General features: G+C 26.1%; 1 protein-coding gene. It reads right to left on the reverse strand.

Going from position 1 to position 387, the window contains the following annotated elements; translation table 11 throughout:
- Positions 1 to 200 precede the first annotated feature (200 nt).
- Positions 201 to 387, reverse strand: a 187-nt coding sequence (locus ABDH49_03270) for a hypothetical protein (protein ID MEN3045990.1), incomplete at its 5' end; no start/stop codon positions are given.

Raw genomic sequence — 387 nt, forward strand, 5'->3', positions numbered from 1 at the left:
ATTGTACTGACTCAGTAATTATTGGAATTAAAAAAACGAGTGCTCTGTCACTCTTATTATCACAAAAAATAGAAAAGATGAAGTAGAAAAGAAAGTGAAATAAAAGATCACTATTTTTTGGAACGTTGGATAAATTAACGGGGAATATACTTATTATAATTGTAAAAGTTGAAAGGATGAGAAAATTTTTACTTAAAGCTCTATAGATCACCGAGAACATACTGAATTATTTCTTTTTTAGAAATGAAGTATTTTTTGCCTTCGTGATAAAAAAGGGCATACTCTTTTTTATCTTTGAGTAATTTTTTTAAGATATAAAAGAGAGATTCTTCACTTTTTACTTCTAAAAAATCTGTTTCCTCTTTAGTATGTTTTTTAAAGTCAAGA

The sequence above is a fragment of the Candidatus Hydrothermales bacterium genome (assembly GCA_039630235.1).
In the GTDB taxonomy this organism is placed as follows: domain Bacteria; phylum Hydrothermota; class Hydrothermia; order Hydrothermales; family JAJRUZ01; genus JBCNVI01.